The sequence below is a fragment of the Lachnoclostridium sp. MSJ-17 genome (assembly GCF_018918205.1).
In the GTDB taxonomy this organism is placed as follows: domain Bacteria; phylum Bacillota; class Clostridia; order Oscillospirales; family Acutalibacteraceae; genus Ruminococcoides.
Map to the genome: position 1 here is coordinate 1 of NZ_JAHLQB010000080.1, position 5626 is coordinate 5626.

General features: G+C 54.7%; 6 protein-coding genes and 2 riboswitches. Of the genes, 5 read left to right on the top strand and 1 reads right to left on the bottom strand.

Annotated elements, in window-relative coordinates:
- The 5 genes from KQI64_RS06715 to KQI64_RS06735 form a co-directional block, all read left to right on the top strand.
- Positions 1 to 1078: glycosyltransferase family 2 protein (locus tag KQI64_RS06715; protein WP_330623052.1), on the top strand; the 1078-nt coding region annotated here is incomplete at its 5' end.
- A 6-nt stretch (positions 1079 to 1084) separates the two neighbouring features.
- Positions 1085 to 1960, top strand: a complete 876-nt coding sequence (locus KQI64_RS06720; RefSeq protein WP_253289219.1) for a LicD family protein — start codon at positions 1085 to 1087, stop codon at positions 1958 to 1960.
- Positions 1932 to 2648 carry a DNA alkylation repair protein gene (locus KQI64_RS06725; protein ID WP_216523940.1) on the top strand — a complete coding sequence of 239 codons (717 nt, stop codon included), beginning with the start codon at positions 1932 to 1934 and terminating at the stop codon, positions 2646 to 2648. The genes KQI64_RS06720 and KQI64_RS06725 overlap by 29 nt, the downstream gene beginning before the upstream one ends.
- A 32-nt stretch (positions 2649 to 2680) precedes the next feature.
- Positions 2681 to 2802: riboswitch (FMN riboswitch) on the top strand.
- Positions 2803 to 2985: 183 nt separating this feature from the next.
- Positions 2986 to 3657 carry an ECF transporter S component gene (locus KQI64_RS06730; protein ID WP_216523941.1) on the top strand — a complete coding sequence of 224 codons (672 nt, stop codon included), beginning with the start codon at positions 2986 to 2988 and terminating at the stop codon, positions 3655 to 3657.
- 60 nt (positions 3658 to 3717) lie between these two features.
- Positions 3718 to 3814: riboswitch (THF riboswitch) on the top strand.
- A 54-nt stretch (positions 3815 to 3868) separates the two neighbouring features.
- Positions 3869 to 4435 (top strand): folate family ECF transporter S component, encoded by a 567-nt coding sequence (locus KQI64_RS06735; RefSeq protein ID WP_216523942.1) that lies wholly within the window; start codon positions 3869 to 3871, stop codon positions 4433 to 4435.
- A gap of 90 nt (positions 4436 to 4525) precedes the next feature.
- On the opposite strand, the gene rny is transcribed toward KQI64_RS06735, so the two are convergent.
- Positions 4526 to 5626, bottom strand: a 1101-nt coding sequence (gene rny / locus KQI64_RS06740; protein WP_216523943.1) for a ribonuclease Y, incomplete at its 5' end; no start/stop codon positions are given.

The following is a 5626-nucleotide window of genomic DNA, read 5'->3' on the forward strand; positions in this document are numbered from 1 at the left end:
TAGGACTGATAGCATGATTGTTTCACTTTGCATGATCGCCTACAACGAGGCTGAGGCGATCGAGGGCCTTTTCAGCGATATCTCGCTGCAGGAGTACCCGCACGAAAAAATTGAAATTGTCTTTGTTGACAGTATGTCGACCGACTCGACTCACGAGCGCATGGAGGAGTTCAAGAACACCGACTACGGCTTCCTCGACGTCAAAATCGTCCAGTGCGCCAAGCGCAACCAGGCGTTTTCGTGGAACGCCGCGCTCATGACCGCGACAGGCGACGTTATTATCCGCGTCGACGCTCACGCGCGCATTCCGCGCAACTTCGTCTCGCGCAATGTCTACAACCTCAAGCAGGGCGAAAATGTCGTCGGCGGCGGCAGACCGAATATCAGCTCAAACGTCAGCTCATGGAAGCTGACTCTCCTCGCGGCGGAGGACTCGCTTTTCGGCAGTTCTATCGCGGCTTACCGCCGGCCCGCCACTCAGAAGGAGTATATGGACAGCCTCTTTCACGCCGCGTACAGGCGCAAGGTCATCGCAAAGGTCGGCGGCTTTAACGAGAACCTCGGCAGAACCGAGGACAACGAGTTCCATTACCGCATAAGAATGGCGGGCTTCAAGATGTGCTGCTGCCCGGATATCATCTCGTATCAGCACTCGCGCAACACCCTCAAGCACATGATACGACAGAAATACTCAAACGGCAGGTGGATCGGTCTGACATTGTCCGAATGTCCGGGCTGTCTTAGCTACTTCCACTTCGCGCCGTTTATCTTCGTGATGATGGTTATCCTGCTTGCAGTTATCGCGGCTCTCGGCAGACCGATGCTGCTTTATATGCTATTGCTCATTTACGGAATGTTCGACGCGGTCAACACCGTCGGCTGCTTCACCCTCAAAAACGTTCAGCCGCAGTTCTTCCTTTTGCCGCTGATTTTTCCGCTGCTGCACGTCGCCTACGGAGTCGGCACGCTTGTCGGACTTATCCAGATACCCTTCTGGCGGCGCAAAATTCGCAATTCCCACGCCAAGGAGCACATCGAGAGGGTCAGGCGCAAGGTAAAGGAAAACACAAGAAGGTAAATGATTATGGACAAGGTAGAATTAACCCCTGAGCTGCTGCGCGAGTTACAGCTCAAGCAGCTCGATATGCTCGTATATTTCCGCGATTTCTGCGAGAAGAATAATTTGACCTTCTGGCTGATAGGCGGCGGTCTGATAGGCGCTCTCCGCGAGGGCGGTTTCGTGCCGTGGGACGACGATGTAGACGTCATGCTTCCGCGCGAGGACTACGAGAAGCTGCCTGCGCTCTGGCGCGAACAGGGCATGGACGGAAGGTTCCGCCTGCTGAAAACCGGCGGAGAGGTCTTTACCGGCAATATTTTTATTACGATAACCGACACGAACTACACGATGGTCAAGACAAATCAGGTGGACGTCGATATTCCTCACGGACTGGTACTCGACGTGTTTCCGCTCGACGTCGCGCCCGACGGCAGATTTGCCCGCAAGCGTCAGCTCGTCTGGACGATGCTCTATTCTCTGTTTCTCGCACAGGTCGTGCCCGAGAATCACGGCGGAATCCTCGGCTTCGGCAGCCGCGTCCTGCTCGGGATTTTCAGGGGAAAGAAAATCCGCGAGAAGATCTGGCGCTCCTGCGAGAAGCACATGAAGAAGTACAAGCTCAGCGAAAACAAGTGTGTGACGGAGCTTTGCTCGGGTCCGTACTGGATGCGTTTCGAGTATCCGAAGGAAATCTACGAGGGAATCGACTACGTGACCTTCGAGGGACTGAAAATGCCCTGCATGTCCGGCTACGACGACTACCTCACGCGAGTTTTCGGCGACTACATGCAGCGTCCGCCCGTCGACAAGCAGAAGCCGCACCACGACATAGCCTACCTTGACCTCAACACTCCCTGCGAGGTGTACGACAATGCCCACAGAAAAGCTGACAAGGGATAATTATCATATTCTGATCGACGAGCTGAAGGCCTCGGCTGACGGCAAATACCGGGATTTTCATGCCTCTCTCGTTCCTAACGAGGAAAAGGACAGGATCCTCGGCGTTCGCATGCCGCGCCTGCGCGAAATCGGCAAAGAAATCAGCAAAACCGATCCTCGAGGGTTCCTCAAAATCTGCGGCGACGACTATTACGAGGAGCGGCTGCTCCGCGCGATCGTCACCTGTCTGATAAAGCCCGCGGATTTTGCCGACCTCTGCGCTCTTTCAGACGGCATGCTGCCTTACGTCAACAGCTGGGCGGTCTGCGACACCTTCTGCTCGGGATTTAAGAAGATAAAAAAGTACAGGGCGGAGTTTTTTGACCACATAGGGGAGTACCTTGACGGAAACGAGTGGGAACAGCGCGTCGCTCTCGTCATCATGCTCTGTCACTACCTCGACAGCGAATATATCGACCGCGTACTCGAGCGCACCGACAGAGTTCACAGCGGTGCGTACTACGTGAAGATGGCTCAGGCGTGGCTTATGGCGACGGCTCTCGCAAAATGCCCGGAGCCCGCGCTCCGTTACTACGAGAATAACAGCCTTGACCGCGACGTGTTCAACAAGGCGGTGCAAAAGGCGGTTGAGAGCCGCAGAATAGACGACGAAACAAAAAAATACCTGCGCGCCCTTCAAAGCACTTGACAAACCGTGACGCGCGCATATAATAATATATAGGTTGTTTTCGGGGCGGAGTGAAATTCTCCACCGGCGGTTATAGTCCGCGAACAGACGAAGGTCTGCCGAGCCTGTGGAATTCAGGCACCGACGGTTAAAGTCCGGATGAAAGAAAACGCGCACAGCGGCTTTTGCCGCGCAATAAAGCGCATTTTGCCCGACGTATCAGCGTCGGGATTTTTCTTTTACAGGGAGTTTTTATCCCGCCGTTGATGAATGCTTGAACAGATGAATGCTTCAAAAGGCGGGCGAAAGCGCCTATCGGCGCCCAACAGCCTAAAATATTATTTTAGGAGGTCATTTTATGACAGCAAAAGGAAACGAGCGGGTCAAGGCGGTCGCCGCAATGGCTATGCTCACGGCACTCGCGGTCGCAGCGGATATCTTTCTCAGGATTCCGAATATCGGCGGCATTCTCACTTACGAGCCCAAAGAGGTGATCCTCACCATAGGCGCGTTCATCTTCGGCACGATCCCGGGACTTATTATGTCGCTGGTCGTCTGCTTTGTCGAGATGATCACGATCAGCACTACCGGTCCTATCGGACTGCTGATGAACTTCCTCGCTTCGGCGACGTTTATCGGAGTGGCGTCTGTGATCTACCACCGCAAAAAGACTATGGGAAGGGCGATCATCGGTCTAGTTTCAGGCTCACTCGCTATGATCGGTATCATGCTGCTCTGGAACTACATTATGACGCCGATTTACATGGGCGTACCGCGCGAGGCGGTTGTCGATTTGTTCCTGCCGCTGCTGATTCCGTTCAACGCGATTAAGGCGGCGCTCAATTCGGCGGTAGTGCTCCTGCTCTACAAGGGCGTTGTCACCGCTCTGCGCAAGTCGAGACTGATTCCCGAGCGCGAGAGCAACGACGGAGAGAACAAGAGGGCGAACACGATCATACTTGTCATCGTGTCTGCCGTCGCGGTAGTGACCCTGCTGATGGTGCTGCTGATTTTCGCGAAGATCATCTGATTTGCCGCAAAACAGCGGGACTTGACAAAACGGTATATAGTGGTATAATATTGTATGGAAAACAGAGTAGAATACGGCGCGTAAAGTGTTCCGCGGACGGGGAGTTGCCGCGGAGACGAAGGGCTTGCCTGCGGTGCCGTTTTCGCATCCCGCTGTCGTTCGGATTATTCGGCGGGCAGTCTTGCCCGCCTTTTATTTTTGGGGGAATAATATGAGATATATAAAAAAATTTCCGGTATCTCTCTTTGAGCTGAAGGATATCCGCTCGCTCGCGGTCATTGCGATGCTGCTCGCTCTGAGAATTGTGCTGGGAATGTTTGCGAACGCCACGCTGCCCATGTTCGGCAACACGGTCAAGTTTTCGGCGGCGTTTATCCCGATCGCGGTAACGGGCGCGATGTTCGGTCCGGTCCCGGCGGGACTTGTCGGAGCGCTTGGAGACGTGCTGTCGTTTCTGATCGCACCTACCGGCGGAGCGTATTTTCCGGGATTTACGGTAAGCGGACTGCTTACGGGTCTTATCTACGGTTTCGCGCTGTACAACGAGAAGCTCAGCCTGCCGCGCATCGCGATAGCATGGGCGGTCAACGCTCTTGTCGTCGAGAGCTTCATGGCGGCGTATTGGCTGTATATCCTGTACGGACAGCAGCCCGACTACTGGTTCTATCTCTCGGCGCGCGGAATCAGCCTTGCGGTAAAGTGCGCGCCCGAAATTCTCATTCTCTTTGCCCTCGGCAAGCCTGTAACGGCGCTGTCGCGGAAGCTGATGAAAAAATAAAGTTTTACAGTAAAGGCGTTCCCGGTTCGGGAGCGCCTTTTTTGCAGACAAAAACAGGCAGCATAATCGCTGCCTGTCGGATTTTTAGATTTACTTCGCGAATTCAGCCGCACGGCTTTCGCGGATAATGTTGACCTTGATCTGTCCGGGATAATCGAGCTCTTCCTCGATTTTCTTACAGATCTCTCTCGCGAGCGGGATCATGCGCTCGTCCTTGACGACCTCGGGCTTGACCATAACGCGAACCTCGCGGCCTGCCTGGATCGCAAATGAGCGTTCAACGCCGTTGAAGGACGAGGCGACTTCCTCGAGCTTCTGCAGACGCTTGATGTAGTTCTCAACGTTTTCACGTCTCGCGCCGGGTCTTGCGGCGGAGAGTGCGTCGGCAGCCTGCACAAGACAGGCGACGATAGTTTTTGCCTCGACGTCGCCGTGGTGAGCGTGGATAGCGTGGATAACCGCGTCGCTCTCCTTGTACTTTCTGGCGAGGTCTACGCCGATCTGGATATGAGTTCCCTCAACCTCGTGGTCAATGGACTTGCCGATATCATGCAGCAGTCCGGCGCGTTTCGCAAGCGTCGGGTCGAGACCGAGCTCGCTCGCCATCATGCCGGCGAGATACGCGACCTCTATCGAGTGGTTGAGCACATTCTGACCGTAGCTGGTGCGGTAACGCAGACGTCCGAGCATCTTGACAAGCTCGGGATGAATGTTGTGGATGCCGAGCTCGAGCACGGCTCTTTCGCCCTCGCGCTTGATTGTAGCGTCAACCTCGCGTCTGGCTTTTTCCACGGTCTCCTCAATTCTGGCGGGGTGGATACGTCCGTCGGAAATGAGTCTTTCAAGGGCGAGCCTCGCGACCTCGCGCCTTACGGGCTCGAAGCACGAGAGGGTTATCGCCTCCGGTGTGTCGTCGATTATCAGGTCTACGCCTGTGAGCGTTTCAATCGCTCTGATGTTTCTTCCCTCACGTCCGATGATTCTGCCCTTCATCTCGTCATTGGGGAGAGGAACAACCGAAATTGTTGCCTCAGCGACCTGCTCGGCGGCAAGTTTCTGAATAGCAAGTGAAATAATGTTGCGGGCTTTTTCGTCCGCTTCTTCCTTGAGCTGCGCCTGATACTCCATGATCTTGACGGATTTCTCGTGCGCGAGCTCGCTTTCAAGCTGGGAAAGCAAGTAGCTTTTTGC

Excerpts from the sequence above, each read along its gene's own strand:
- KQI64_RS06720 (WP_253289219.1), top strand. The coding sequence starts at position 1,085 with ATGGACAAGGTAGAATTAACCCCTGAGCTGCTGCGCGAGTTACAGCTC.
- KQI64_RS06725 (WP_216523940.1), top strand. The coding sequence starts at position 1,932 with ATGCCCACAGAAAAGCTGACAAGGGATAATTATCATATTCTGATCGAC.
- KQI64_RS06730 (WP_216523941.1), top strand. The coding sequence starts at position 2,986 with ATGACAGCAAAAGGAAACGAGCGGGTCAAGGCGGTCGCCGCAATGGCT.
- KQI64_RS06735 (WP_216523942.1), top strand. The coding sequence starts at position 3,869 with ATGAGATATATAAAAAAATTTCCGGTATCTCTCTTTGAGCTGAAGGAT.